Source organism: Thalassospira alkalitolerans (genome assembly GCF_002115745.1).
Lineage (GTDB): Bacteria > Pseudomonadota > Alphaproteobacteria > Rhodospirillales > Thalassospiraceae > Thalassospira > Thalassospira alkalitolerans.
The window spans coordinates 164439-191195 of sequence record NZ_JFKB01000007.1 but is presented as its reverse complement, the minus strand read 5'-3'; the positions used below and the strand labels follow the sequence as shown (position 1 = coordinate 191195).

Below are 26757 nucleotides of genomic sequence, written 5' to 3'. Positions count from 1 at the left end.
CCCAAGGCGCCGGGCTTAAAGGCGACCAGGATTGCTCACGGACTTCGTAGCCAAGTTTTTCGAGAGAACTGAACAAAAGCCTTTCAAAGCTTAGGCACAAATGATCCTTTTTTTTGCGCTTAAGGTTGCGCACACAAGCAATCGGTTTCTGCGTCATGCTTGGTAATGCCGTGTCAGAAATGACAGGATAGATGGATCTGTTCGAGATTGTGCCGCCCAGTCTGGAATAACCGCTTCCGCCTGAAAGCTCGGATGCTGAACAATGCGCGATGCCAGCTTCGGCAAATTGGTAACCGCCATTGACTGAAACCATTTTCCGAAATTCAAATGATCCACACTGTCCTTGGCAACGCTAACGCCAGCAGTAAGCCCATAAGCACAATGAAGCCAGCCAGATGGCAAAAACAACAGATCCCCCGGCTCCAAGACACATTCAAATGGATGGGCATCCATAAGGCGTGGAAATCGCTTAAGGTCCGGCTTTCTTGGATCGACACCGGAGCCACCTATTGTAAATCCGAACCGGTCTACCTTTGCGACCAGATGCGCTTCAGCAGGTGAAAACAACACCAGCTTTTTCCGGCCAATAACCTGCGAAAGATAAGAATGGGTGTGATCGTGATCGTTATGAAGCTGCGACAGCGATCCTTTCGGCCCGATAAATGCAAATGTATGTTTATTGAAAAGACCACGCTTGGTTTCCGGCATCAACCGGTCAAGCAGATTTCTGCTCCGCATAAAATAAGGCTGATGGAAATGGTCAGCGATACTGGAAATCTCTTCCAAATCCCATGACACCAAATATTGCGGCCCGTCTGGTACTGCCGCGGAATGATCAACAGGATCCCCCGTCTCCGGGTCCACATAGTCAAATCCATGGGGCACACGTCCAGCAGGGTCGCGCTCATCGGTGATATAATCGATGTAATCTCCAAGACGCCCGGTCATCCGGACCGGCGATTCAAAAGAAGCCGCCGTTTCAACAGCGATGTGGCCGTAAGTTTCTTTCAACCAGTCGAACGTCCAATCTTTGCAAGACCAATCCTGTGTCGCATCGGTTACAATAAAGGGCGTGCCACAATCACCGATGCCCCCACCCAGCAATTCATCAATATCAGTTGCAGCAAGCTTCGACATGCGCGGAACCAACTGACCATGCTCAAACCACAGACCGTTTGTATCTTCGCTAACCGACATCACTTACCTCCTGATTGGCCCCAATCAAAGCCGCAGAACCAACACCTGAAAATGTACGAAAATTGGCAGGGAAGATGTCAACCCGTCGTGGCAACCGCCCCGACAACACACCCGCAATCGCATTTGAAATCGGCATATGTGTAGATGTTTGCACCCAACCGAACTGCCCGACCGGGTTCACTTCCAAAAATACGTATCTCCCCTCTGGCGTAAGGATCACGTCAATTGCGCCATAGTTCATCTGCAACCGATCAAGAAGTCGCAGAATGTTATCTCGTAATTGCTTCGGAAGATCATAGGGTTGCCAATGCCGATAAAGCTCGTCATGTGCGCGTCGCCAATCCGTTTGCCCATGCGCCAAAAGCCCGGAATCCACAGCCGCACAAAAGACCTCGTATCCCACAACGGTAATACGAAGCTCCAGGGCTTTTGGGATATCCTCCTGAAAGGTCATCGGACATATGGACAGGCTTTCGATCTGATTTAGATGCTCTGCCTCAATACGGTTGGTCATGACAACTTTCTCGCGGTTATCCTCACCGCGAACACCGAATGAAGACAGCATTTTGGCCACGACGCGACCATCACAAGATTTGATGAACTCTCTTGCTTCAACCGGATTATTCGTAGTCAGGGTACGAGGAACATCGATACCAAGCTCCGCGGCAACAGCAAGCTGGAATGGCCGGTTGCGCGCCCTCTCCACAGCCGCCGGATCATCCAGATGAAAGCAGGGCAACAGGCTGATTGCAGTATCAAACGAGGCAGCACTCTCGCGCAGAATACCCTGGATCATATCGTCGGGAAGATCCACGGATGTAACCGGTGCGGCATTATTGCGGCGTCTGTGCCATACAGCCGTAATTTCGTCCGCATGCACAATTCGTCCATCGATTTCAATGTGGGATACACAACCACTCGAATCATTCCCGACTGACATACGAAATTTCGCGGGAATTCTGTCTACTTCATAGCTAAGAACCTCTGCCCCCTCTCGGAGCAGAGCCTCGTGGACGGCCTTCGCCGTCCACGAGTCTTCGACATGCGTTACAGTCAGGATCGTCATCTCGCTTAACCCCCTAAATGCAACTATTAATTGTGTCGAAAAAATTCATCGAAGGATCAATCGTCTTTTTTCTTGGACGTTGTGCCAAGGCTGGCATTGGATTTTTTGTTGCTGTCACCTGCATCTTCCAGGAAAACAGCAAAGAACGGTTTGATGTTTGACATTGTAGTCTCTCCTCTAAAAGTTGCTACAATTACAAAAAATCATCTATGAGAATAATTTGTCAACATATTACACAATTAAAAATTGAATTTCGTTTACTTACAGCGTCTTATTTTCAGAGAGATATACACGTTAAACGGGAAAATCTGCCCCCAACCAACCTGAACACTGCGACGCGACAAATGCTGTCTACGGAGTCTGGCATCCATGCTCCTCCCGTTTCCAATGCCCTTCTGCAATGGGCTCCGCCCGAAAATAAGACGCAAAATTTTCTCGTCGTGCCGTTTGCAACCGCCCAAATACGTAGGGCTAAACGACAAAAAGACATTTCTTCGCGAAGGATCAAAAAGGATCGGATTGCCTCTAGCTTTGACACCAGCACGCCATGCAACGACGTTTGGGCGTCATAAAACCGTGCCCACTTGTGTCAAAGCACAGATCAGACCGCTGACGCGCCCTGCAATCGCAACTCGGTTGCATTTTTATCGAGTTATTGATAGGCATTCTCATGTTCATACGCTCTGCCTTGTCAGGCGTAACCGAAGGCACCCTGAAAGTGCCGATTTCTTGCGAGTTCCCGCCCAATGTTCGATCTGAAAAATGTCTCTTTCCAAAGCGACGGCAAGAACCCGAAAACGCTGCTGGGCGATATTACGGTGTCATTCCCGACAGGCGAATTCAGTGCGATTGTCGGGCATAACGGATCAGGCAAAAGCACGCTTTTGAAATTGCTGGCGCGCAAGAACAAACCTGCTTCGGGGCAAATTACCCTTGATGCGACGGTTCTTGGCGATCACAGCACGCGTGATTTCGCGCGCAAGGTCGCCTATCTGCCGCAAAACCCGATTACCCCGACCCATCTTAGCGTGCGCGAACTGATTGCCTTTGGCCGGTATCCCTGGCGCGGCGCGTTTGGCCGCTACCGGGCCGAAGATCACGAAAAAATCGATCAGGCCATGATGCTGACCCATGTGACCGGCTTTGCCGATCGCTTTGTCGCCAGCCTGTCAGGCGGGGAACGCCAACGGGTCTGGCTGGCCATGCTTTTGGCACAGGATGCACCGGTTCTGTTGCTCGACGAACCGACCTCCGCCCTTGATGTCGGCCATCAACGCGACATTCTGCAACTGATTGCCAGCCTGAAATCCGAAATCGGCCTGACCGTCATTGCCGTTCTGCACGATATCGACATGGTCGGACGGTTTGCCGATCATATCCTTGCCCTGCGTGGCGGTCAGACCTGCTGGCAAGGAACGGCGGGCGATTTCATGCAGACCAAAACACTTCGCGACATTTTCCAGACTGAAATCGGGGTGATCCGTCTGCCAGATTCCCCCCATTCCGTCAGCTATATTGCATAAGGCCCAAATCATGCGAAACCGTCTGATCACAAGCTTTGCCAGCACCTGCATGCTCTTGACCGGCACCATGTTCGCCGCCCCGGCATCGGCCGAGACATATACCCACGAAATGGGCACGGTTAATTTCGCATTCCCCCCGACACGCATTGCAGTTACCAACTGGGCCTTGACCGAAAGTGTTCTGGCTCTTGGCATTGATCCGGTTGCCATTCCTGAATCTGATGCCTATCGCGATTGGGTCGTCGAACCGGCATTGCCCGACCATTTTGCCGATCTTGGCACCCGTGTTGCGCCAAATTTCGAAGCCCTGCGCGACAGCCGCCCGGAAGTCATCCTGATCAGTGCCGAAATCGCCATGGCCTATGACAAGCTATCTGCCTTTGCGCCGACGGTGGTCTATTCGATATACAACACAGATGCGCCGGCCATCGACAAGGCCGAAGAATTGCTGCGCCATATTGGCAAACTGACCGGACTCAGCGACAAGGCCGAAGACGTCATTGCATCTGCCAACCAGCGCATTGCCAAGGCCGCCCAGCGTATCCGTGCCGTGATTGGCGATGACAATGATTTCGCAATTGTCCGCATCCTTGATGATGCACATTTCCGCATTCATGGCCCCACCTCGCTCTTTGGATCAACATTGGCCCGGATGGGCTTCAACAATGTCTGGAAGGGCGAGGTCAATGGATGGGGCTTCTTTAACGGCGACATTGCCAATCTGGCAAAACTTGGTCCGGCGCATTTCGCCTATATCGAACCGACCCCAAAACCGGAAAAAGCCAAATTGTTCAATTCCGCTGTCTGGAAGGCATTGCCCTTCACACGTAAAAATACCGTCTATCAAGTCCCGGCAAGCTGGACCTTTGGCGGCTTGTTATCCGGTGCGCGTTTCGCCGAACAACTGGCCGATGCCGTCACGACCGCGAACGGATCATAAGCCCATGATCATCCGCCTGTTTTCCCGATTTTCTGCACCGGTTTTCCTGATCGCCCTTTTGATCACCACCAATATGCCTGCGATGGCCGAACCGATTACCATTTCCCATGACCGCGGTGTTCTAACGCTTGAACACCCGGCAAAACGGGTGGCTGTCACCAATTGGGCCTTTACCGAAACCGTCATTGCCCTTGGCATTGATCCCGTCGCAATTGCCGATCCCGAAGATTATCATGATTGGGTCGCCGTACCGGAACTGCCAGCCGATTTTGTCAATTTGGGCCAACGGTCATCCCCCAATCTCGAAGCCTTGCGCGCGGCCAAGCCCGACCTGATCCTGATCAGCAAGGAACTGGAAATGGCGTATAACAGCTTTAACGCCATCGCGCCCACCATGGTTTTATCGATTTACAACAACGACAAGGATGCCCTGCCAACCGCGCGCGAGGTCATGGAAAAGATCGCCATCGCTATCGGGCGCGAAGATGCTGCAAAGACATGGCTGGCGGCAACGGATCTTAAATTTGCCGAATACGGGGATCGCATCCGGGCGGCAATGCCCAAGGGCCATGACCTTGACATCGTCAACTTTGTTTCCCCGACGCATATCAGTCTGTATGGCCCGCCATCCCTGCCGGGAACCGTCTTGCGCAAAATGGGTTTATCGATTGCCTATCAGGGGCCAGTGACCAACTGGGGCGCTGCCAAAGGCGGGCTGGAAATTCTGGGTCCACAGGCCCAAAATACGCTGGTTTACCTCAACCCCGTGCCCGACGTGATCCGTCAAAAAGTCTGGACCTCGCCGCTTTGGAAGATCCTTGATTTCGTCCGCAATGACCGGGTCTATGAATTGCCGGTGGTCTGGGCCTATGGCGGCATGCCATCGGCTTTGCGCTTTGCCCAGCTTTTGACCGAAAGCCTTGAAAGCGGCCCGGTTAAATGACGCTGCCCATTCATCGTATACCGGCGTTACTATGTCTGGTTCTCGCACTGGCAACCGTTGCTGTCTTTGTCACCGACATTCTGCCCTTTGCCAAAATCGATGCGATTGGCAAGGTGCTTTTGGCACCTGATGAAACCGATTTCGATCAAATCCTGTTTCATTACAGCACCCTTCCCCGCCTGATCATGGGCTTTTTATGCGGCGCGGGTCTTGCCCTTGCCGGGGCCGCAATCCAGACCGTTTTGCGCAACCCGCTTGCCGCACCGACAACACTTGGTGTTGGGGCCGGTGTTGAATTTGCCTTAACCGTCTTTTTGCTGCTTGCCCCGGCGGCGGCCGCGCCGTTTCAGGAAGCCGTCGCGCTTACCGGGGGCATGTTGGCCCTTGGCACGGTTTATCTGATTGCGGCACGTCGCACCAATGCGACACTTTGGCTGATCCTCGCCGGGATGATTGTTAATCTGCTATTGCAATCAGGCACCCAGATTTTCCTGCTGTTTAACGAGCAATACCTGCAATCGGTGTTTATGTGGGGGGCCGGTGATCTGGCGCAAAATGGCTGGGAATCCACCATATTTGTCCTGCCACGTGTGATTATCGGCATGATTGCGATCTTTGCCCTCTCGCGCCCGCTTGATCTTTTGGCACTGGGCGATGACACCGCCAGTTCGCTTGGTGCCAAGGTCACCCTGCTGCGTATTGTCATTCTGGGCTTTGCCGTTTTCATCACCGCATCAATCATTTCGGCCGTCGGCATGATTGGCTTTGTCGGGCTGGCAATCCCCGCCGCCCTTCGGATTGCCGGGCTGACCCGATCCCGCGATTTGATGATCTATTCGTTGTTTGCCGGGGGCTTTGCCCTGTTATGCATTGATTTTATTGTTCGGCAAATGAACGGCATTGGCGGCGATATTCTGCCCACCGGCGCGGCGACCGCCCTTTTTGGCGCGCCGTTTATTATCCTGATCCTGCGCAAGGCCCGGATCATGCCCGGCCAGCAAAGTGACGACCACCATCAAGACCAACAGATTATTTCAAAAAACACGCTAAGCCTCGCCCTGTTTGCGACCCTTCTGGCGGGCATCATCCTGTCACTATTTGTGTCGCTGAACCAAAATGGTCTGGCGTTTCTAAACGGTGCCGATGGCTTTGGCGATATCATCACCCAGCGCGCCGAACGTACCTTTGCTGCAATTATCTGTGGCGCGGCACTTGCGGTTTCGGGCACCCTGATCCAGCGGGTCGGGCGCAATCCATTGGCCAGCCCGGAAATTACCGGCGTCAGTTCGGCAACCGCATTGGCAATGATCATTGCCTTGGTCTTTTTCGGGTTCGGGCAACGTGCTGAACTGATGATGATCGGGGCGGCAGGCGGCATTGTATCGCTGATGGTGCTGTTGCTGCTCTGCCGGAAATTCAGCCACGCACCGCATTATTTGTTGTTAAACGGTTTGGCCCTGACCGCTATTCTGGGGGCACTTGTACGCATCGCCCTAACACGCGGCGGCACCCAAACCAGCATGCTGATTTCCTGGCTGGCGGGCACAACCTATTTCACCAGCATGACCGAAGTCATGGTTGTCGCAGGGGTAACCGCTGTTCTGCTGACCGTTGCCATTATTGCCCGTCGGCCGCTTGAACTGGCGTCTTTTGGCGCGGATCAGGCAACATCGCTTGGGCTTGGCATTAACGGTTTTCAGTTCATGATCATGTTGCTCGCCGCAATCCTTGCCGCCAGTGCGACCCTTCTTGTCGGACCGCTTAGCTTTGTTGGATTGATGGCACCGCATCTGGCACGCATCGCCGGATATCGCTTGGCCGGTGGTCATTTGCTGGGCGCGGTTTTAATCGGGGCCAATGTCATGATGGTCGCCGAATGGCTGGCGCGAAACCTGCTTTATCCGCAACAACTTCCGACCGGGTTGATTGCCGCCCTGATCGGCACGGGGTATTTCCTGCTGCTGGCAATCAAACGGCGCTAGGTCTGCAACAGCAACAGCTGTCCCAAGACCTGATACCTAAAACGCACCTTTTGGTGCTGGTGACACAGGCCAATTTTCCGCCATCACAAAGGCCTCTTCAAGGCTGTCGGCATGTTTAAGGGCAAAGGGCAGCATCTTGGCAAAATTGCTGTTTTCAACATGCGCGGCATGCCCATCATGGGCATCGGGTTCAACCCGGATCGCCCCACACAGGAATTGCGATAACCTGCCTCGGTTCTGCTTGAACCAGGCGGCTGCCTGTTTGCGGGTTTCGTGATCCTGATCGGCTTGACCATCTACCGTCATGATCAACACAACGGGTAAAACCGGTACGGATGATGTTGTCTCGCTTGCTGAAAGATCATGTAACGCACGGATATAAGCAGCGCCATCGGCAACGCTTTGCGGGCCTGACATTTCAAACAACACAACATTGGCCACCGGTCGCGAATATCGAAACATGTCTCATCCCCCAACAAAAAGAAATGCCCGGCGAAAATCCGCCGGGCAATCATCAGACATATTCGCAATCAGAATTCGCGTCGAAAACCGATCATGATGGTCCGGCCAAGTCCCGCAACCGAATAGCCACGAAGTGCGGTGGCTGCCGGATTTTCATAGCTGCTATCAAAGATATTTTCGATCCCCATCCGTGCCGTTCCGCCCAGAACCGGATAATTGGCCGACAGGTTGAAAACAAGGCTTGGCTTCATGGTTTTGTTTTCGATCTTGGTGCGCTTGGCGGTATAGGTGCCGTCAAACCGCATGTTCAGATCCCCCCAGACATCGCTGTCAACATAACCGGTAAACCGAAATGGCGACGGAATGCGGTTATTCGGCAGCCAGCTATCAAGATCGCTATCATTGTTGGTGTCATAACGGCCTTCAACATAGGATGCCAACGCACCGACATAGGTATCGTCGCTGATGTCATATTCCGCTGTCAGTTCCGCCCCCATGATGCGTTCTTTTTCCTGACTCAGCGTATTGGTCGTCGCATCGAAATTATTGCCTTTGTCATTGGTGCTCATATAGACCGCACCGGTGGTGCGAAAATCGGACGCCTTGTAACTTGCGGCAAGTTCCCACGTCTTGACCTTGGACGCATCCATATCGATCGAGGCAAAGCTAAGCGGCACGCCCTGCACCCCGGCACGGCGTGTATAGGCCCCGACATCTGGCACAGAAAAACCTTCGCTATAACCAAGCGAGGTATCAACCCGGTCTGTCCAATGCACCACCGCAGATGCATTATAACTGACGGCACTGTATTGGGCATTACCGCCCGTAAACTGTGAGGCGCCAAAATAGGCCTGCCCAACACCGCTGACATAGCGCATGTAATTAGGCCGCAGGAAATCCTTGACCGTCAGGTCATATTTTTCATACCGAACCCCGCCCGAAAGATCGACATATTCGGTGACCGGCGCACTGAGCTGCCCAAACACCGCCTTGCCGTCCTGTTCCATCGGCGCGCCGATATCACGACCACCAACCGTGCGATATTTAACACTGTCATGGGTCAAATCCCCGCCCCAGGTCAGGGTCAAGCCGTCATAAACCGGATCAAGCCCGGTATCGGTCGACAGTTTCAACCCATATTTTTCCGTATCAATCACCGACTGGCCAAGCGGATCTTCGATCGATGTATTATCGGGCAACGCGACAAGCGCAAAGTTATAGGTCGAATGATACTGCGCACGGGATGCCTGTTTGTAACCGTCGTTGTAAAACAGTTTAAGGTCACCCTGCCCAAAACGGCCAAAATCATATTCATAACCGGCGGTGATATATTCGCTTTCATCTTCAAGCGGCTGACCGTTATAGGCCGCGCTGTAATTGACCGAAACCGGATCGGTCGCGACATTGGTGTAATATTCCGGGTCCTGACGGAACCGGACAATTTCGGTTGAAATGAAAACCCGGTGTCCTTCGGTCGGTGAATAGCCAAGCTTGCCAAAGACATTAAGGTTTTCCGCATTGTCAAAGCCGCCCTGCCCCATCAACGCATCCGATGGCATCTGATTGCCATAGCCGTCATAGGCATTGTCGGTCATCGATCCGGTGATGCTTGCGGCGTAATCAATGGCGCCAATGCCACCGCTTCCTGAAACGGTCAATGACGGTGCAAGGCTGTCACCCATATCCTCGGTAAAGGATTTCACATGGCCATCGATAACAAAGCTTTCTTCGCCTGCCTTGCCGGTTTTGGTCACGATATTGATCGTCGCCCCGGTCGCGCCATCGCCATTCATCGCATTCGAACCGGGAATAACTTCGATGCTTTCAATCTGTTCGGGATCGATCATCGAAAGAATACGGCTGGAATTGCGCAAGGGCGTGTTGCGGGGAATGCCATCAACCAAGACCTGCACATCACGCCCGCGGAACGTTTCCGAACTGCCGGTCAGGCTTTGATCATCCAACATGAAACCCGGTACGGTATTGCGGATCACATTCGTAATGTCGCTGGTTTTGGCAAGATGGGTTTCGATCTGATCGCGCCCGATCACCACAACCGATGGCGACATGGATGTGATTGATCGTTTTGACCGGGTTGCCGAAACCACGATGTCTTGCAAAACGATTTCGCCATTATCAGAATGAGATGCCGGAACGATTTTGACACTGTCGTCACCGATGAATTCAAATTCATAACCACTGCCTGACAGCAACGCCCCAAGCGCCTGCTCGGCGGTTAAATTGCCTTCAACCGGGGCGGCCACCGCACCGACAAGGTCCCCCTGCACGATCAATTGCAATCCAAATTCCGCCGCCAGCTGATCAAGCCCGGTCCGAAGGTTCGATGTTTCAATACGGATTGTATGAACGGTATTTGCGTCCTGTGCGGTTGCCTGCACGGCAGTGCCGATCATCATGATCGATACCAGCGCGCTTGTTCCCAACAGGCGCATCATTGCATTTCGTTCGCGTTTCAAGATGAATTCCCCCACCATTCTGGATAATAATGCAAATCACTATTATCCTCATGACGAATGGGTTTCGGGATTGAGGAGGTTATTTTGATTATTTTTTTGAAATCAGGTGAAAACCACCCGGATATGCCCGATTTTCAAGGTCATAAGCCGCCATCAATGCCGCCATTGCACTGTCAGGCTTGCCCAGATCAAAGTTGCCGGTCACGGAAATCTCGCCCATCCGGGGATCAATGATAAAGTTCTGACCGGGCAAAAGCGGTGAAATACGCGCAATCAGTTCTTCAAGCGGCATGTCATTAACCATCCAGCGGCCATTGCGCCATCCGGCAATGCGATCCGTGTCACGCATGCCATATCGCATGTCGCCCTTTGATCCCTGCCAGGCCGCACGCCCGGCGGAAAGTTGCGCCAAACGCAATCCCCCCTCGCTTTCGCGCAGATCAACAACACCTTCGCTGACTTCAACCCGTGCATGACCGCCCCATTTGGACGCGCCAAATGCCGTGCCGACCGCCTGTGCCGTAATATCGTTCAGCCGCACACGCAAAGGACGCGTGCTATCATGCGCAACCTGAATATAAATACCGCCGTCAAGAACCACGATATCGCGTGACGATGCGCTGTAATCAATCGCAAGCCGCGTCCCCGGTTCCATCCATACCTGCGATCCGTCTGCCAATTGATGGATTTCGGCTATGGCGCTGGCATCGCTGGCCGCAATCAAATCCGGATCGGGGCGAAGCCCGCCCAGAACAAACAGGCCAATAATCATCACCGCAATGGCGGCTGCCAATTTCGGACGCAACCGACGCTTTGCGGATCGCATCCCGGGCAATCGGCCCTGTCCGCCTTCCAATGCGCCAAGCCGTTCCAGATCGGCCCGGATGCCTTCCAGATCGACTTCTTTTGGCTCTGGTGTTTTTTTTGGCTCTGGTGTCTTGCTTGCCGAAACCGGCTCGTCGGCAACTGCGATTTCCATGCTGCGCCATGTCTGGCGCGCGCGCATCAACAGTCGAACATTATTGGCATCTTTGGCCTGCCAATTTTCAAACGCCACCTGTTCACGGCGTTCAAGATCACCGTTATCAAGCCGGATCGCCCAAAAATCAGCAATATCTTCATTGCTTTGGCAGTCATCAGGATAGCGAAAATCTGTCATGGCAGTGGCGGGATCCGGCAATTGATCAAACAGGTTGATATGTAAAAGACGAATGGCGTCGCGCAAAGAGGATATTCAGTTTTCATGTCGCGCCAACACGGTTCGACAATGTTTAAGCGCATGACGCAAGTGCTTTTCGACCATATTGCGGCTTATGCCAAGAATATCTGCCGTCTCGCCCGGGCTCAGATGATCACGTTTGCACAGCAAAAACGCATCCCGACATCGCGGCGGCAAATCATCAATCGCCCGCCCGACAATGGCAAGACGCTGCCGGTCGGCACTGATTTGTTCGGGTGTCACACTCCGCCCTTCCGTATCGGGCATATCTGCCAGATCGGCCGGGTCGGCAAATTCAAGTGGATTGCGATTATGACGGCGCAACGTATCAATCGCCAGATTGGTTGCCATCCGCATCAGATAGGCTGGCGGATTTTCAATATCGCGTGGATCGACATCGCGCTTGCGCAGTTGAACATAAAGATCATGCAACACATCCTGACTTTCATCCCGCGCGGGCAGGTATTTCTGCACCTGACGCAAAAGACGGTCATGATATTCCTGATAAATTCCGTCCCAGAAACGGTCCCTGACCGTCATCTAAACCACCGCCCAATCAATAATGATAACGGTTATCATTTTCATCAATGCTTATACAGGGCACGGATTTATGGTCAATCCAAAAAGCAAAAAGGCCCGCTTGCGCGGACCTTTCACAAAGCCAAATCGGGTCGGACACTTCAGTCTTCGAAGTGTCCTTTGGCGGCAAAACCGCCACCCTGATAAATCACGGCCGGATCATGACGATCCTCGGCCGGGAATGCGGCTTCGATTTCGTCACGGAAAATGTCGGAATTATCCTGCGGTTGCCAGCCGATAAAATCAGCATGATCGTTGTTCCACCATTTGGTGCGATTGTTCGAGACACCATACATCACCAGATGGCCGGTCATCGGCGCATCAAACACCGCCTTCATCAGCGAAATAAAGTCACGCGGGCTCATCCAGGTTGACAACATCCGGCGATCGCGCGGTTTTTCAAAGCACGACCCGATCCGCAAGGACACAGTTTCAACATCAAACTTGTCGTAATAATAGCTCGCCAGCGCTTCGCCATAGCATTTGGTCACGCCATACAGGCTGTCAGGCCGCAGTTCGGATGTGTCGTCAAGCTTGGTCGTGCGCTTGTGAAAACCGATGGCATGGTTTGAACTGGCAAACAGGATGCGGGGTTTGCCGTTATTACGCGCCCCTTCATACAGGTTATAGGTGCCCAGGAAATTGGCCTGCAACAGATCATCGAATGCGGCCTCGATTGAAATGCCGCCCAGATGAATGATGCCATCGCAATCCTTGGTCAATTCATCAACCGCGGCACGATCCGAAAGATCACAGGTCACAACCTCTTCACCCGGACCAGCCGGGCCCATATCCGCGATATCGGACAGCCGTAAAATATCGGCATAGCCTTTCAGGCCCTCGCGCAGGATTTTCCCAAGGTTGCCAGCAGCACCGGTTATCAGCAAACGTTTCATCGTCTTCCTCTTTGAATGCATCATTGCCCGCGATTAACTGCCACCAAATACAAGATTTGGCAGCGTCAGCGAAACCGCAGGCACATAGGTCGTCAATAACAGGGCGGTCAGGATCGCCAAATAGAACGGCCAGATCGTCATCACGGCCTTTTCAATCTTTACCCCGCCAATCGCACAGCCAACAAACAGGCACGATCCCACCGGCGGCGTACACAGGCCAAGGCCCAAGTTCATCATCAAAACCATGCCAAACTGGATCGGGTCCATGCCAAACTGCACTGCCAGCGGCAGGAAGATCGGCGTACAGATCAGGATCAATGCCGCCATATCCATGATCATCCCGGCAATCAGCAACATGACATTGATCAGCAGCAAAACCATTATCGGATTATCAGTAATCGATGTGATCATTCCGGCCAATGCATCGGGCACCCGATAAAATGCCAGCATGTAACCATAGGCCGACGCACAACCGACCAGCAGCATCACAAGGGCAGTTGTCTTGGCTGATTGTTTGACTGCGGCAATAAACCCGGCCCAATTCAGTTCACGATAGACAAAACCGGTAATGATCAACGCATAGGCCACCCCGATGGCACCGGATTCCGTAACGGTGAAAACACCGCTTAAAACTCCGCCAACAATGATGACGGCGGTAAAGAACCCCGGAATGGCCCGCATGGCCGTCTTGCCAACAACCCGCCAGCCCGGAAACGGTTCCGCCGGATACCCATGTTTGATTGCCACCAGCCAGGTCGCAAGACCAAGCAACAGGCACATGATCACACCGGGCACGACGCCCGCCATGAACAGCTTGGATATCGAAATCCCGCCCCCGGCCGCAACCGCATACAGGATCATGTTGTGGCTTGGCGGGATCATGATCCCGGCAATCGATGATGTCACCGTAACGTTCACCGCGTAATCCGCGCGATAGCCTTCCTTTTTCATCACCGGGATCAGGATCGACCCAAGGGCCGATGTATCGGCAACCGCCGACCCGGAAATACCGCCAAACAGCATGGATGAAAAGACGTTAACAATGCCCAATCCGCCCCGGCGACTGCCGACCAATGCGGTTGCAAATTGCACCAAACGATTGGCAATGCCACCATGAAGCATCAATTCACCGGCAAAGATAAAGAACGGAATGGCCAGCAACGAAAAGGTACTGATCCCCGAACCGATGCGCTGAAACGCAATCAGGGTCGGCAAACCTTCAACAAAAAAGGCCGCAAGGGCTGCAATACCAAGGGCAATGGCAACAGGCATACCAATGACAATGCCAATGGCAAACAGGCCTAAAAGAATGGTCATGCCCATTTATTCAGCGTCCTTATCAAGCAGGTCGTCACTATAAAATCGACTTTGCGCAATGGTTTGCCAGCCGGTGATGATTTTCAGGATATGCACCACGCTGTAAAACAGGATGCCGGCCCCGCAAACGGCCATCGGCACCGATCGCCAACCGTCCGAAATATGAATGATCGGCATCTGTTTGGACCAGTTAAACGCCACCAGATCAATCCCGCCCATCAGCATGTAAAAACCAAACACCACCATCGCTGCATAGCCAATGGCGGCCATGACGGCCGCGGCCTTGGGCGGGAGCGAATCCCGGAAAAAAGACACCGACAAATGGCTGTTATCGCGCATGCCTGCGGCGGCAACCGGAAACGTAATCAGAACGATCAGGATCAGGGAAAATTGTTCGACCCAGGTGGGTGTTTCATTCAGGACATAACGCCCGAAAACAAGCCATGCAAAAGCAGGGATCAGAGCAACAAGGGCAACCCCGCCGATCAGGTTGAGGATTTTGGCAAGTCCGCCCCCCAAGCGGTCGAGCATCTCGGTAATTTTTAAAAGCATGCAAACGCCGCCAGAAGATATAGATGAAAGAATTAACGCAAAGCAACCGACCAAAGCGTAAAGAAGGGCGGCGAAAATGTCGCCGCCCTAACAAGGCTTGATCGATTATTTTTGGGCGTCCTGGATTGCCTTGACCAGACCGGCAAGATCCGGATTGGCTTTGATGAAGTTGTCATAGACCGGCTGCATTGCGGACTGGAAAGCATCCTTGTTCGCAATTTCGTTAACTTCGATACCAGCCGCGACAACCTTTTCTTTGGATTTTTCGGCACGTGCAGCCCAGGAAGCGCGCTGCAGGGTGACCGATGCATCCGCGGCATCATGGACGATTTTCTTTTCATCGTCGCTCAGCCCGTCATAAACCGCTTTGTTCATGCACAGGCATTCCGGCAGGATCAGATGCTGGGTGACCGAATAAAATTTCGCAGCTTCGAAATGGCCCGAACTGTCATAGGACGGATAGTTGTTTTCCGCACCGTCAATCACACCGGTTTTCAAAGACTGGTAAACTTCACCATAGGGCATCGGGGTGGCGTTACCACCAAGGGCAGCAACCATCTGAACATACAGATCGTTGCTCATCACGCGGAATTTCAACCCTTTAAGGTCGTCTGGCGTGTTGATCGGGTGCTTGGTGTTATAGAAAGAACGCGCACCGGAATCATACCAGCCCAGCGGTTGCAAACCGGCTTTGATCAAGCCATCGGCAATCTGCTGACCGGCCGGGCCATCCATGACGACATGCATGGCATCGACGCTTTTAAAGATGAAAGGCAGCGAAACAACGTTGGCTTCGGGCGCAACTTCACCCAACGGGCCAAGATTGAAAACCGCCCAATCAAGACCGCCAAGACGAACCTGCTGGATCGCATCAGGCTGATCGCCCAGAACACCACCGTGATAGACCTTGGCTTCAAGTTCGCCACCGGATTTTTCATTGATGATGCGGGCAAATTCTTCCATGCCTTCCGAAACCGGATATTCCGGCGGATGGATGTTCCAACCGCGCCATTCGCGGGCCTCGGCACCGGTGGCAAAGGCAACTGTCATCGCCGCTGCGGCAATTGTCAGCGTCGTGTTTTTCAGAAATGTGTTCATTGGTATTCCTCCCGTGACTTTATGTCATTTAACGGTAAAGCCGTGTTTTCCCTTGTGGGAATAATTGTTGTCAGAAAACCTTATATCTTGTCACTTGTAACAACAAGCCAAGCTTTCCTGACAACCGAATATTGCGCGCCACTTATTGTTTCAGCGTCACAAGTTTGCACCCCGACAGAACCACCTGTCAGAATTTCCAGCCTAGTCTGCCGTCAAGGCGTCCTCGCCAAACGCCTTGCGGATAACATCGGCCAGCATGTCGTGCTCTTCGCGGGTAAGGTCGGTCAACGGGCTGCGAACCGGACCGGTATCGCGGCCAATCACCCGCATACCGGCCTTGACGATCGAAACGGCATAGCCTTTGCCGCGATCACGCACTGCCAGATACGGATAGAAAAAGTCGAGAAGGATGCGGTTCATCGTCGCATCATCATCCCGCGTCAGCGCATCATAAAATTCCAGCGCCTGCTTGGGCAGGAAGTTGAAAACCGCCGAGGAATAAGTCGTCACACCGGCGGCCTTGTAAGCCTTGGCAAAAACTTCGGCTGTCGGCATCCCGCCGATATAGGAAAGCCGATCCCCCATGGTGATGCAAACACGTGTCACCAGTTCAATATCACCATGCCCATCCTTGAACCCGACAAGGTTCGGACAAACGTCGCAAAGCCTGGCCAGCGTATCGACATCCAGGATCGCATTATCGCGGTTATAGACAATGACACCGATTTTGACCGCATCGCATACGGCCTTGACGCGCTCAAACATGCCTTCCTGCTTGGCCCCGATCAGGTATTGCGGCAGCAAAAGCAACCCGTCGGCACCGGCCTTTTCACATTCACGCGCCAGCTCAACCGCCATCGCCGTGCCATAGCCACAGCCCGCAATGATCGGCGTATCGCCCGAAACACTCTTGGCAACGCGGACGGCTTCAACAACTTCGGCCGGTGTCAGCGAGAAAAACTCACCCGTCCCCCCCGCCGCAAACAGGGCCGCGGCCGGGTATTGTGCCAGCCAGCCAACATGGGCGCGATAGGTATCGAGATCCAGCGCCCCATCCGCCTTGAACGGCGTAACCGGGAAGGAAAGAAGCCCGGCACCAATTGCCGTTTTCAGATCCTGATAATGCATAAAACGTCCTTCAATTCATAATCTGCGACATAACCTATGACGATTCTATAAATTCATCATATCATTGTGTCAATCATATTACTTATCGACTTTAGTTTGGCATCAAAACAGTAAACACCGGCCCTTCCAAGGGGAAGCCAGACAAGGTTGAAGTCATCATACGACTGAAAATTCCGTCAAACAGTCGCGACTCCCTGAAATTGATATGATGACTTTGCCGATTTGCGCCGTTAATCTGGGAAAAAGCCCCTAAACCAAACGAATAAGCACAAGGATAACCACACGGAATGACTGATATCACCAAGGCAAGCCGGATTTTGGCGGATGCATTCACGCAAAACACATTGATTGATCCGCTGCCCGGCGATGCCACCCCCGCCGATTTCGACACCGCCTATGACGTCCAGCAGGCAACCCTTGCCCTGACCGGCGCCAAACAGACCGGGTGGAAACTTTCGGTTGCCACGCGGTCCGCACAGGAAAAACTGGGCCTTGATGGCCCGCTGGTTGGCCCGTTACTGGAAGGCCGGATCATCGGCGATGACAGCACGATCACCACAAATGACGTGCATTTCCCCAATATCGAAGCCGAAATTGCCGTCGTCATGGCCAGCACGCCCGACGCCGATACCAACGCCGATACGATATTGGACCATATCCAAAGCGTGCATCTGGCCATTGAAATCGCCGACCGTCGCTTTACGATCAAACAAGGGCCCGTCGCGACACTGGCCGATTTGAATTCAACCGGCTATCTGGTTCTGGGGCGTGAAATTGCCAGTTGGCGGGATATGGCGTTTTTAAATGGCGCGGTTGAAACCCGATCAAACGATATTGTTCTGGCCCAGAACGACGATCCGGCCGCATGGCCCGATCCGTTTGGCGGGCTGGTTTATCTGGTCAAATTCCTTGCCAAACGCGGCCAAAGCCTGAAACCGGGGGATGTCATCACCACCGGTGCCTGTGCAACACCGACGCTAACCGACCACGGCAAGATCGAAGCCATCTTTGCCGGTGTCGGCGTGGTTCGCGCCGAAATCAAACTGGCCTGAAAACCAACCAGTTAATCCGGCCAAAACAGACAAAGGGCCATGCAGTTTATGCTGCATGGCCCTTTGTGTTTGGAACTTTTTACAATGCTATCCGGCTTCACGGAACCGATGAACCGCAACGCCCGGCACATCGACATGCAACGTCACAAGCTTGCCCGCATCGGGGAACTCAGCACGTTTTTCAGCACTGTAATTTTCCATGTGGCTTGTGACATAAAGCGTCTTCATATCCGCCCCGCCAAAGCACGGCATGGTCGGATTGGGCATGGGCATCGGGATCGACAACAACAACGTGCCATCAGGCGCAAAGCGGTTCAGGTTCCCGGCCGATACCCCGGCACTCCAATAACAGCCTTCAACATCAACCGCGCCGCCATCCGGGCGGCCAAGCGTATCATCAAGATCCAGATAGCGCTGGCAATTGGCAATCGCGCCGGTCGCCGCATCAAAATCCCAGCGATTGACCCAGGGCCCGCGTGAATCCGAATGATACATTTTCGTTCCATCGGGCGACCATGCCAGCCCGTTGGAAATCTTGATCCCGCCAACCTTGTGCTCGACCGTGCCTTCACCGGTCACACGATACAGTGATGCCACCGGCTGCTTGTCGGCATTCTGATCCATGGTGCCGATCCAAAACGCCCCATCCGGGCCAATTTTGCCGTCATTTGTCCGGCTCATGGCGTTGTCGCCGTCAACCTCGGCCAGTTTTTCACGGGCACCGGTTTTCGGATCAAACAGGATAACGTCGCTTTTAAGCGCCACGACCAGACGCCCCTGATCGGTCAGGCCAAAACAGCCGACTTCGCTTTCGAATGACCAGCTGTGGCGCTGGCCGGTGGCGATATCAAGCGCATGGATTTTCTTGCCAACGATATCGCCCCAATACAGACGATTGTTATCACCGTCCCAGTTCGGGCATTCACCCAGTTCAAAGCGTTCTTCAAGCAGAAGGCGGGGCTGTGCCGCCGCTGAATTTTCACCCGACATGATCCGTCCCTGATCCGTTTTCGTGTTGCGCAACAACTTCACGGTGTGCCGGTCGCAACGATCACTTGTCAACAAATTTACAAAATAATTTTACAAGCACAACGGATCAACACCCCAGTGATGCTCCATACCAAGGCTTGACATCCTCACCGGATCATATAGCGAAAAACGGTCTGAATTCAAAATCTTAGCAAAAATAAATACCGGAGGAAATCACCCTCGCGCGCGCCATGCATTTTGCCTGTTACGCCACCAGACAAGATGCCCTGTCACATTTCACGCGCATGATCCGTCACGCGCTGGCGCGCCTGATGCAGGTGATAACGCATCAAAAGTTCGGCGCTGTCGCCATCTTGGCCACGAATGGCATCAAAAATCTGGCGATGTTCCGACAGAACCTTTTTGACCCGTTCGGCCGTGCCGCCGCGCGTGATATTCAGCGCGACATTCATGCTTTTGGCGATCACCCCATGCAGGGATGTCAATATGGTCACAAAGATTTCGTTGCCGCTGGCACGCGCAATCGCCATGTGAAAATCGAAATCGGCCTGATCGGCGATATCACCCGCGGCAATACTGTCTTCAAGCATCTTCAGCGCGTGTTCAATATCGCGGTGATGGCGCAAACTGGCCCGTTCGGCGGCAAGCCGCGCTGTTGCGCCCTCAATTGCAATACGGGCTTCAAAACACCGCAGCAAACCGGCAACGTCATTGATGCCGCCAAATTCGATCAAGCCCTGTGGCGGGCGTTTTTTAACAAAGGACCCAACGCCCTGACGGGCATAGACCAAACCATCGGTTTGCAATTTCCGAAGCGCTTCGCGCACAACCGGTCGCGACACGCCAAAAGATGCACAAATCTCGTTTTCCGAGGGCAGCTTCGCCCCTTCCGAAAGATTGCCCGATACAATCTGCTCCAAAATCTGCCCATAAAGCTGATCTGCAAGCTTTTCGCGCTTCTGAATTTTAAGCTGCAACCCGGTCATTCGCCTCATCCCCGCCGACTTGTAATCTTGTCAATCTAACTTGTAAGTTTTATCGGCAAACTCTGACTGGGTAAAGGGGCGGCAATCAATCAACCAATGAATAATCGCGCCGCCCAACGGGTTCTTCAGCGTCATCGACAAGGCTGTCATCAGACCGCGCCAAAAGACCGGGCGTCAATGTCATGGTACCAGAAATCGTATCGTTATACCCCAGCACCCTGACATCCCCGAATTTCTTAAGTTCCGGCCGATTATGAACATTGGGCACATGCGATACCGGTTCAACACAGAATGTTTCGCCGTTTTCCGGAATATAAAATTGCAGGTTCGAAAGCGTATCACTGGCTTCCAGCAACAGACTAAGCTGGCGATCCTTCCATGTCATTTCCACGGCCCCGTGCCAGCCGCTATAATGCACATCCAACCCCTTGTTATGGCGGATCATTTTGCCATCGGAAAAGTCCCGCCCAAGGTCAATCACCGTGCGGGTGGTCGGCAATTTACCGTCGTCGGTGCCAAAGCAATCGGCGGCAATAAAACTGACCGATGCATCTTCGCCCGCCGGGAACCACGGATGCAACCCAATCCCATAGGGCATCGGTTCACGGCCAAGATGGCGCACGCCGATTTCAATTGAAATTGATCCGTTCGCAACTGTGATTTCCTGCCAGGCGGTATAGGAAAAACCGGTTTGCGGATCATCATGTTTGTGACTGAACCGGATGGTATCGATTGTCGGGCGTTCAATTTCCCAAACCGCTGAAATGCCAAAACCATGGATGGCATGCGGGTCCGGCGCACGATTGGCCGGCACATTGATGGTTTTGCCATCAAAGTCAAACTGCGCATATCCAAGCCGATTGGCAAACGGCACCATCGGGAAGCACCCCAAATGCGATGGGTTACCCGATGTCAGTGAAAATTCGTCAACCGGACGCAAAAGGTTGATCACCCCATCGCCATCGGGACGCACCCAGTCAATCCGCGAAATCGCCCCGCCACGGGGGACAATTCCAACCCGAAACGGGCCGCTATTCCATAGATATTCCGCTTCGGACTGTTTGCCCATCATGCCGCCTCGTTTAATGTCTTAAGAAATCATATGATGACTTTGCGCCACCAACATAATAGGACTATTTCAAGATGTTAGGTATGTCACTATTAACAATTGCCACTCTTAACATCTGGTTCAGATCATACCGGATTTGCAGAGCAGGAAAATGAGCATCACCCCTGCGCGGAAAGCGCCACGGAAAGTTACGCTGACCGAGAAGGTCATTGCAAGTCTGCGCCACGAAATTGAAAGCGGCATGCGCACGCCAGGCAGCAAATTGCCGACCGAACCGGTTCTGACCGAACAATTCGGTGTCAGCCGCACCGTGGTCCGCGAAGCCATCGCTGCCCTTAAGGCCGACGGGCTGCTTGAACCGCGTCAAGGGGCCGGTGTGTTTGTGCTGGCGCCCAGCCCGCGCAAATTGGGCGACACAATTTTTGCCGTCGATTCGGCGCAAATTTCAGATGTGCTGGAAATTCTTGAACTGCGCATGGCGGTCGAGATCGAGGCCGCCGGCCTTGCCTGTGCGCGCAGTTCCGCCGCACAACAGGCCAAGATTTACGAAGCCCTGCAGGAAATGACCGATCAGTTTGAAAAAGGCAATCCGACCGAAAAGGCCGATTTCGAATTTCACCGCGCCATTGCAGACGCGACAAATAACCGCCGCTATGCCGAATTTCTGGAACATCTGGGCGATAAAACGATCCCGCGCGCGCAATTGCGCCGTCGCCCGCCCGAGGTCGAAGACCAGAAAAACTATATGCAAAAAATTCTGGCCGAACACCATCGCATCTTTGATGCCATTGCCGCCCGCGATGCCGAAACTGCCCGTCAGGCAATGCGCGACCATCTAAGCCAAAGTCAGGCCCGCTATCAAAGCCTGCTTCGACAAAGATAAAACCACCTTTTAGCCTTCACCCGCGTCAGCCGACCGGATCAGATCGGCAATATCGCGCATATTGTCAAAAACAATATCCGCCCCGGCATCATAAAGCCGCGTTCGGGCATCATCGCGGTCTTTCTCGTAATGGCCGCCGCCAACATATCCGATGCATGTCATGCCTGCGGCCACCGCGGCCTTAACCCCGGCCACGGAATCTTCAATCACCACCGCCTGTTCGGGGCGAACATCCATTTTCTTTGCCGCATATAAAAACAGATCCGGTGCAGGTTTGCCATTGGCGACAAAATCAGCACTATAAATCTGATCGCCAAACCAATGACCAAGCCCGGTCACCGCCATCGTGCGGTCAAGGCGTTGCATGGAACTGCTTGAAGAAATGCAAAACGCAATATTGCGATCCTTCAACGCCTTCAGAACGGTTTCAATTTCCGGTGTTTTGCGAAGTTCGAAATCATATCGGGCAAATAGCCGTTCATAAAAGAACGGTTTGAATTCGTCGGTGATATCGCGCCCGGTTTCGGTGTGAATATGTTCGATGGGCGCCGCACTGGATCGCCCGGTAAAACGCCTGGCCACTTCCGACTGGCCAAGCGGCGCGCCGAAATGATCAAGAACATCCACAAGCGTCGCCAGCGAAATAGGCTCGCTGTCAACAAGAACACCGTCACAATCAAACAAAACAGCGATCTTGCCGCTCAGGATTGTTGCTGATGCAGGGCTTTGGGCATTATTTCGGACATTTCCGGGGGCCATGTTAAACCTGGCTTCGTTGGATTGGATTATGAAACCCTATACAATCGCAAATATCGCCGTCAATCAAAATGAACATTTGACCAAACACTGCACTTTTGCTCAATTACCTGCAACGTGATTATATTGCGGTGAAAAACAGGCGTGAAAATCGCCCATAGCCGGGATCGGGACCGCCGTAAAACATGGCCCCGAACAACCGGCCCCGCGGGAGGGAAATCAAATGAAGCTTAGCGAAAAAGTCATCATTGGCGTTGATGTCGGCACCGGTAGCGCACGCGCAGGCGTCTTTGATCGAGACGGAAAACTGCTTGGCAGTGCGGCGCATGCTATCGCCATGAACAAGCCAAAGCCCGACTTTGTCGAACAGGATTCGGAAAACATCTGGCAATCCGTTTGCCAGTCTGTTCGCGATGCCATGGCAAAATCAAATACCGCCCCCGATCAGGTCGCAGCCATTGGGTTTGATGCCACTTGCTCGCTTGTCATCCGCGATACGGATAATCGCCCGCTTGGTGTCACACCGGGCGGCGCTGATAATTGGGATGTCATCGTCTGGATGGATCACCGTGCCGTGCGCGAGGCCGAAGAATGCACCAAAACCGGCGCCAAGGTGCTTGAATATATCGGCGGCACCATGTCCCCCGAAATGGAATTGCCCAAATTGATGTGGCTGAAACGTCATCATCGCCAGAATTGGGATAAAATGGGTGTCGCCTATGATCTGGCTGATTTCCTGTCCTATCGCGCCACCAACAGCAACGACCGGTCGTGCTGCACCGTCACCTGCAAATGGACCTATCTGGCCCATCAGGATGCACCATGGGATCGTGAATTTCTCGATCAGGTCGGGCTTGATGATTTCCCCGCCAAAATCGGGATGGACAGCAAGGCCTTGGGCGTTGGCGATCTGATCGGCAATCTGTCAAAACAGGGGGCCCTTGATCTTGGCCTGACCACCGATTGCGTCGTCGGGGCGGGCCTGATTGATGCCCATGCCGGTGCGCTTGGCACATTGGGTGAATATCTTGATGGCAATCTTGATGAACGGTTTGCCATGATTGCCGGGACATCGACCTGCCATATGGCGCTATCAAGCGAACCACGCTTTATCAAAGGCGTCTGGGGTCCGTATTTTGGCGCGATTGCACCGGGTCTTTGGCTAAACGAAGGTGGGCAGTCGGCCACGGGCGCCTTGCTTGATCATATTGTCGCCATGCATCCGTTTTCCCATGACATGGGCCGCGATGCCCATAAATTGGCTGGGCAAAAGCTTTTGCCGCGCATGATGGAAACACCCGATCTGGCCCCGCGCCTGCATGTTCTGCCCGATTTCCACGGCAACCGATCCCCATTGGCCGATTCCGAAGCATTGGGTGTTATCACCGGGCTAAGCCTTGACCAAGGCGAGGAAAGCTTCCTTGATCTTTACTGGGCCACCGCCTGTGCGATTGCCTATGGCACGCGCCATATCATCGATGCCCTAAACGCCACGGGATATAACATCAAACATATCCATCTAAGTGGCGGCCATACCGCAAGCCCGGTTCTGGTCAAACTTTATGCCGATGTCACCGGCTGCAATGTCGTGATGTCTGATTGCGCTGAACCGGTCTTGCTGGGGTCGGCCATGCTCGGTGCTGCCGCCCTTGATCCCGATGGCGGTCTTGCCGTTGCATCGCGTCAAATGGCGGGCAAGGAAACGGTTCATGCCCCGGATCAAACGGCCAAAATCGCCCATGACCGGCGCTATGGCATTTTCCACAAACTTCACGCCCATCGGCAGGAACTTGATGCCATGGCAAACGCCTGATCCCTTTAAAAAAGCCCCGCGGCATTTGCTGCGGGGCTTTTCATTTTCAGCCATTCTATACCTTCAGGCCTGAACCGTCGTCTGGCGCTGGCGCCCCAACCCTTCAATGCCAAGCTCCATGACATCACCGGGTTTCAGGAAACGTTGCGGCTTCATGCCCATACCAACACCGGGCGGGGTGCCGGTGGTGATGACGTCACCGGGTTGCAGGCTCATAAAGTTCGACAAATAGCTGATCAGATGCGCCACACCATAAACCATGGTCGATGTGCTGCCATCCTGAACCCGCTCGCCGTTCAGCTCCAGCCAAAGGCCAAGATTTTGCGGATCAGAAACCTCGTCGCGCGTCACCAGCCACGGCCCAATCGGACCAAAGGTATCGTGGCTTTTGCCTTTTACCCACTGCCCGGCATGTTCAAGCTGAAAGGCGCGTTCGGACATATCATTGACCACGCAATACCCCGCAACATGATCAAGGGCGTCGGCCTTTGTCACGTATTTGGCTTCCTTGCCAATCACGATGCCAAGCTCAACCTCCCAGTCGGATTTTTCCGAACCGCGTGGAATTTCAACATTATCATTCGGGCCACAAACCGCCGAAGTTGCCTTGAAAAACACCACCGGTTCCGGCGGGACTTCCATCCCGGCCTCGGCCGCATGGTCGGAATAATTCAATCCGATGCATATGAATTTTCCCGGCTTGGCAACGCAAGATCCAATGCGTGGATCACCTGAAACTGCCGGAAGACTGGCCGGGTCAAGGGCGGCGATCTTGGCAAAAACCGCATCGGAAATGGTATCGGGATTAATATCGTCAATCACGCCCGAAAGATCACGGATGACGCCATCCTGATCAAGCAATCCCGGCTTTTCCGATCCCGGCACACCAAAACGCAACAATTTCATTTTATCCGATCCTCCTGATATCATTGATCTGCGGCACGGTCGGCCACAGTTGTTATGCTTTCCTCATACAAATAAAACAAAGCACCGTCCAGCAACGATCCATCAATCCCAAAAATAACCTGCAAAACAAAAAGGGCCGCAAATTTGCGACCCTTGATGCTGTTAATCGGCATTGATCAGACCAGATTGGCCCTAAAGAATTCGGCCGTACGCGCATTGGCGGTTTCAGCATCATTCTTGTCGTAATGCGCCCCACCCTTACGCGCAAAGGCATGATCCCGACCGGGATAAAAGTGAAGCTCTGTCAGGGAATGATCCGCCAGCGCATCCTTGATCACATCCTGTGCCTCGGCCGGAATATATTCGTCATTCCCGGCAAGATGAATGATCACCGGCTGTTTGATATTATCCGCTTCACCGACGTAATTATCCATCCCGCCGCCGTAATAGACCGCAAAGGCATCGCCATCGGTGCGCGTTGCCGACAAAAACGTCAACAGACCGCCAAGACAGAAACCAACAACACCGACCTTGCCATTGGCTCCGTCAATCTTGCGCGCTTGCGCCATTGTGGCTGCGATGTCTTCGACACCCTTATCGACATTGAATGCCTGATAATAGCCAAACGCCTGTTTCCATTCTTCTTCGGTCTGGTCGGTGATGTTAATCCCCGGTTCGATCCGCCAAAACAGATCCGGACACACCGCAATATAGCCCTGTTTGGCGTAATCATCGGCAATGCCGCGCATCACGGGATTTACGCCAAATATTTCCTGAATAACCACCACAACAGGTGCCGGAAGTTTGGCCGGCATGGCAACATAGGCGTCAAATTTTCCGTCCGGCGTTGTCACGGTCAGGCTGTTTGTCATAGTGGCTCTCCTTGAGGATGCGGATGTTTGATATCAAAACCTGATTTTAGC

General features: G+C 53.3%; 24 protein-coding genes. 7 read left to right on the top strand and 17 right to left on the bottom strand.

Annotated elements, in window-relative coordinates; translation table 11 throughout:
- Positions 1-153: 153 nt before the first annotated feature.
- Positions 154-1197, bottom strand: a complete 1044-nt coding sequence (locus TALK_RS11905; protein WP_085619121.1) for a cupin-like domain-containing protein — start codon at positions 1195-1197, stop codon at positions 154-156.
- Positions 1187-2263 carry an MvdC/MvdD family ATP grasp protein gene (locus tag TALK_RS11900; protein ID WP_139833808.1) on the bottom strand — a complete coding sequence of 359 codons (1077 nt, stop codon included), beginning with the start codon at positions 2261-2263 and terminating at the stop codon, positions 1187-1189. Before TALK_RS11900 ends, TALK_RS11905 begins: the two co-directional genes overlap by 11 nt.
- Positions 2264-3009: 746 nt before the next feature.
- Between TALK_RS11900 and TALK_RS11895 the strand changes: the two genes are divergently transcribed.
- Genes TALK_RS11895 through fhuB form a run of 4 tightly spaced genes read left to right on the top strand, consistent with a single transcriptional unit; the run spans position 3010 to position 7651 of the window.
- Positions 3010-3786 carry an ABC transporter ATP-binding protein gene (locus tag TALK_RS11895; RefSeq protein ID WP_085619117.1) on the top strand — a complete coding sequence of 259 codons (777 nt, stop codon included), beginning with the start codon at positions 3010-3012 and terminating at the stop codon, positions 3784-3786.
- Positions 3787-3796: 10 nt separating this feature from the next.
- Positions 3797-4726, top strand: coding sequence for an iron-siderophore ABC transporter substrate-binding protein (locus TALK_RS11890; RefSeq protein WP_085619115.1), 930 nt, complete (start codon positions 3797-3799; stop codon positions 4724-4726).
- Positions 4727-4730: 4 nt separating this feature from the next.
- Positions 4731-5669: an ABC transporter substrate-binding protein gene (locus TALK_RS11885; protein WP_085619113.1), complete on the top strand. Its 939-nt coding sequence runs from the start codon at positions 4731-4733 to the stop codon at positions 5667-5669.
- Complete coding sequence (fhuB, locus tag TALK_RS11880; protein ID WP_085619111.1) at positions 5666-7651, top strand: Fe(3+)-hydroxamate ABC transporter permease FhuB; 1986 nt, start codon at positions 5666-5668, stop codon at positions 7649-7651. The genes TALK_RS11885 and fhuB overlap by 4 nt, the downstream gene beginning before the upstream one ends.
- 36 nt (positions 7652-7687) lie before the next feature.
- On the opposite strand, the gene TALK_RS11875 is transcribed toward fhuB, so the two are convergent.
- From TALK_RS11875 to kdgD, 9 genes are all read right to left on the bottom strand, one after another.
- Entirely contained in the window at positions 7688-8113 is a 426-nt protein-coding gene (locus tag TALK_RS11875; protein ID WP_085619110.1) for a hypothetical protein, read from the bottom strand.
- A gap of 68 nt (positions 8114-8181) precedes the next feature.
- Complete coding sequence (locus TALK_RS11870; protein ID WP_245829850.1) at positions 8182-10590, bottom strand: TonB-dependent receptor; 2409 nt, start codon at positions 10588-10590, stop codon at positions 8182-8184.
- Between the two features lie 88 nt (positions 10591-10678).
- Positions 10679-11749 carry a FecR family protein gene (locus TALK_RS11865; RefSeq protein WP_085619243.1) on the bottom strand — a complete coding sequence of 357 codons (1071 nt, stop codon included), beginning with the start codon at positions 11747-11749 and terminating at the stop codon, positions 10679-10681.
- Positions 11750-11824: 75 nt separating this feature from the next.
- Positions 11825-12349, bottom strand: coding sequence for an RNA polymerase sigma factor (locus TALK_RS11860; protein WP_085619108.1), 525 nt, complete (start codon positions 12347-12349; stop codon positions 11825-11827).
- Between the two features lie 140 nt (positions 12350-12489).
- Positions 12490-13284 carry an NAD-dependent epimerase/dehydratase family protein gene (locus TALK_RS11855; RefSeq protein WP_085619106.1) on the bottom strand — a complete coding sequence of 265 codons (795 nt, stop codon included), beginning with the start codon at positions 13282-13284 and terminating at the stop codon, positions 12490-12492.
- Positions 13285-13317: 33 nt separating this feature from the next.
- On the bottom strand, positions 13318-14601 hold the full coding sequence (locus TALK_RS11850; protein ID WP_339859394.1) for a TRAP transporter large permease: 1284 nt from the start codon (positions 14599-14601) through the stop codon (positions 13318-13320).
- A 6-nt stretch (positions 14602-14607) separates the two neighbouring features.
- Positions 14608-15153 (bottom strand): TRAP transporter small permease, encoded by a 546-nt coding sequence (locus tag TALK_RS11845; RefSeq protein ID WP_085619102.1) that lies wholly within the window; start codon positions 15151-15153, stop codon positions 14608-14610.
- A 105-nt stretch (positions 15154-15258) separates the two neighbouring features.
- Positions 15259-16251 carry a TRAP transporter substrate-binding protein gene (locus TALK_RS11840; protein ID WP_085619100.1) on the bottom strand — a complete coding sequence of 331 codons (993 nt, stop codon included), beginning with the start codon at positions 16249-16251 and terminating at the stop codon, positions 15259-15261.
- Positions 16252-16452: 201 nt separating this feature from the next.
- Positions 16453-17379: a 5-dehydro-4-deoxyglucarate dehydratase gene (kdgD, locus tag TALK_RS11835; protein WP_085619098.1), complete on the bottom strand. Its 927-nt coding sequence runs from the start codon at positions 17377-17379 to the stop codon at positions 16453-16455.
- 287 nt (positions 17380-17666) lie between these two features.
- Between kdgD and TALK_RS11830 the strand changes: the two genes are divergently transcribed.
- On the top strand, positions 17667-18431 hold the full coding sequence (locus TALK_RS11830) for a 2-keto-4-pentenoate hydratase (protein WP_085619096.1): 765 nt from the start codon (positions 17667-17669) through the stop codon (positions 18429-18431).
- 87 nt (positions 18432-18518) lie between these two features.
- On the opposite strand, the gene TALK_RS11825 is transcribed toward TALK_RS11830, so the two are convergent.
- The 3 genes from TALK_RS11825 to TALK_RS11815 all read right to left on the bottom strand — a co-directional run bounded on the left by TALK_RS11825 (position 18519) and on the right by TALK_RS11815 (position 21479).
- Positions 18519-19421, bottom strand: a complete 903-nt coding sequence (locus TALK_RS11825; RefSeq protein ID WP_085619094.1) for an SMP-30/gluconolactonase/LRE family protein — start codon at positions 19419-19421, stop codon at positions 18519-18521.
- A gap of 269 nt (positions 19422-19690) precedes the next feature.
- A complete protein-coding gene (locus tag TALK_RS11820; RefSeq protein ID WP_085619092.1) occupies positions 19691-20407 on the bottom strand; it encodes a FadR/GntR family transcriptional regulator in 717 nt (238 codons plus the stop codon).
- Positions 20408-20492: 85 nt separating this feature from the next.
- On the bottom strand, positions 20493-21479 hold the full coding sequence (locus TALK_RS11815; RefSeq protein WP_245829848.1) for an aldose 1-epimerase: 987 nt from the start codon (positions 21477-21479) through the stop codon (positions 20493-20495).
- Positions 21480-21627: 148 nt separating this feature from the next.
- On the opposite strand from TALK_RS11815, the gene TALK_RS11810 reads away from it, so the two are divergent.
- Positions 21628-22359: a FadR/GntR family transcriptional regulator gene (locus TALK_RS11810; RefSeq protein ID WP_085619088.1), complete on the top strand. Its 732-nt coding sequence runs from the start codon at positions 21628-21630 to the stop codon at positions 22357-22359.
- Positions 22360-22368: 9 nt separating this feature from the next.
- Here TALK_RS11810 and TALK_RS11805 read toward each other — a convergent pair whose 3' ends face one another.
- Positions 22369-23118, bottom strand: a complete 750-nt coding sequence (locus TALK_RS11805; protein WP_085619086.1) for an HAD family hydrolase — start codon at positions 23116-23118, stop codon at positions 22369-22371.
- 220 nt (positions 23119-23338) lie between these two features.
- Between TALK_RS11805 and TALK_RS11800 the strand changes: the two genes are divergently transcribed.
- The gene (locus TALK_RS11800; protein ID WP_085619084.1) at positions 23339-24928 is read left to right on the top strand and encodes an FGGY-family carbohydrate kinase; all 1590 of its coding nucleotides are present in this window, start codon (positions 23339-23341) and stop codon (positions 24926-24928) included.
- Positions 24929-24991: 63 nt separating this feature from the next.
- On the opposite strand, the gene TALK_RS11795 is transcribed toward TALK_RS11800, so the two are convergent.
- Positions 24992-25834 carry a fumarylacetoacetate hydrolase family protein gene (locus TALK_RS11795; protein ID WP_085619082.1) on the bottom strand — a complete coding sequence of 281 codons (843 nt, stop codon included), beginning with the start codon at positions 25832-25834 and terminating at the stop codon, positions 24992-24994.
- Between the two features lie 176 nt (positions 25835-26010).
- Positions 26011-26706 carry a dienelactone hydrolase family protein gene (locus TALK_RS11790; protein ID WP_085619080.1) on the bottom strand — a complete coding sequence of 232 codons (696 nt, stop codon included), beginning with the start codon at positions 26704-26706 and terminating at the stop codon, positions 26011-26013.
- Positions 26707-26757 lie beyond the last annotated feature (51 nt).

Coding starts and splice junctions, on each gene's coding strand:
- TALK_RS11905 (WP_085619121.1), bottom strand. CDS start 1,197: ATGTCGGTTAGCGAAGATACAAACGGTCTGTGGTTTGAGCATGGTCAG.
- TALK_RS11900 (WP_139833808.1), bottom strand. CDS start 2,263: ATGACGATCCTGACTGTAACGCATGTCGAAGACTCGTGGACGGCGAAG.
- TALK_RS11895 (WP_085619117.1), top strand. CDS start 3,010: ATGTTCGATCTGAAAAATGTCTCTTTCCAAAGCGACGGCAAGAACCCG.
- TALK_RS11890 (WP_085619115.1), top strand. CDS start 3,797: ATGCGAAACCGTCTGATCACAAGCTTTGCCAGCACCTGCATGCTCTTG.
- TALK_RS11885 (WP_085619113.1), top strand. CDS start 4,731: ATGATCATCCGCCTGTTTTCCCGATTTTCTGCACCGGTTTTCCTGATC.
- fhuB (WP_085619111.1), top strand. CDS start 5,666: ATGACGCTGCCCATTCATCGTATACCGGCGTTACTATGTCTGGTTCTC.
- TALK_RS11875 (WP_085619110.1), bottom strand. CDS start 8,113: ATGTTTCGATATTCGCGACCGGTGGCCAATGTTGTGTTGTTTGAAATG.
- TALK_RS11865 (WP_085619243.1), bottom strand. CDS start 11,749: ATGACAGATTTTCGCTATCCTGATGACTGCCAAAGCAATGAAGATATT.
- TALK_RS11860 (WP_085619108.1), bottom strand. CDS start 12,349: ATGACGGTCAGGGACCGTTTCTGGGACGGAATTTATCAGGAATATCAT.
- TALK_RS11855 (WP_085619106.1), bottom strand. CDS start 13,284: ATGAAACGTTTGCTGATAACCGGTGCTGCTGGCAACCTTGGGAAAATC.
- TALK_RS11850 (WP_339859394.1), bottom strand. CDS start 14,601: ATGACCATTCTTTTAGGCCTGTTTGCCATTGGCATTGTCATTGGTATG.
- TALK_RS11845 (WP_085619102.1), bottom strand. CDS start 15,153: ATGCTTTTAAAAATTACCGAGATGCTCGACCGCTTGGGGGGCGGACTT.
- TALK_RS11840 (WP_085619100.1), bottom strand. CDS start 16,251: ATGAACACATTTCTGAAAAACACGACGCTGACAATTGCCGCAGCGGCG.
- kdgD (WP_085619098.1), bottom strand. CDS start 17,379: ATGCATTATCAGGATCTGAAAACGGCAATTGGTGCCGGGCTTCTTTCC.
- TALK_RS11830 (WP_085619096.1), top strand. CDS start 17,667: ATGACTGATATCACCAAGGCAAGCCGGATTTTGGCGGATGCATTCACG.
- TALK_RS11825 (WP_085619094.1), bottom strand. CDS start 19,421: ATGTCGGGTGAAAATTCAGCGGCGGCACAGCCCCGCCTTCTGCTTGAA.
- TALK_RS11820 (WP_085619092.1), bottom strand. CDS start 20,407: ATGACCGGGTTGCAGCTTAAAATTCAGAAGCGCGAAAAGCTTGCAGAT.
- TALK_RS11815 (WP_245829848.1), bottom strand. CDS start 21,479: ATGATGGGCAAACAGTCCGAAGCGGAATATCTATGGAATAGCGGCCCG.
- TALK_RS11810 (WP_085619088.1), top strand. CDS start 21,628: ATGAGCATCACCCCTGCGCGGAAAGCGCCACGGAAAGTTACGCTGACC.
- TALK_RS11805 (WP_085619086.1), bottom strand. CDS start 23,118: ATGGCCCCCGGAAATGTCCGAAATAATGCCCAAAGCCCTGCATCAGCA.
- TALK_RS11800 (WP_085619084.1), top strand. CDS start 23,339: ATGAAGCTTAGCGAAAAAGTCATCATTGGCGTTGATGTCGGCACCGGT.
- TALK_RS11795 (WP_085619082.1), bottom strand. CDS start 25,834: ATGAAATTGTTGCGTTTTGGTGTGCCGGGATCGGAAAAGCCGGGATTG.
- TALK_RS11790 (WP_085619080.1), bottom strand. CDS start 26,706: ATGACAAACAGCCTGACCGTGACAACGCCGGACGGAAAATTTGACGCC.